1 pseudogene is annotated in these 245 nt (G+C 40.0%); it reads left to right on the top strand.

From position 1 onward, the window contains the following. Positions 1 to 243 (top strand): annotated as a pseudogene (locus tag KK060_RS24955) (sugar kinase); the annotation flags it as partial. Positions 244 to 245: the final 2 nt, after the last annotated feature.

The raw sequence follows: 245 nt of genomic DNA, 5'->3' as shown, positions 1-245 counted from the left end.
ATGGAGAACTGTTGTGGCATTACAGGCAAAAATTATGAGGAGGCATGTCAGGCGATGATGAAGGCATATCCTTCCATTCAAAAAATAGCATCTACAGAAAGAAACTCTATCAGCTCTTCACATAACGAGATTTCTGCCATAATGTATAATGGCAAAAAGCTGTTAACATCTAAGACCTATGATCTCACACACATTGTAGATAGAATAGGGGCAGGAGATGCATTTATGGGGGGCTTGATATAGGG

Source organism: Chryseosolibacter indicum (genome assembly GCF_018598585.1).
Taxonomy (GTDB): Bacteria; Bacteroidota; Bacteroidia; order Cytophagales; family Cyclobacteriaceae; genus Chryseosolibacter; species Chryseosolibacter indicus.
Note: the sequence above shows the minus strand (reverse complement) of the source record. Positions and strands in the feature narration are given on the sequence as shown.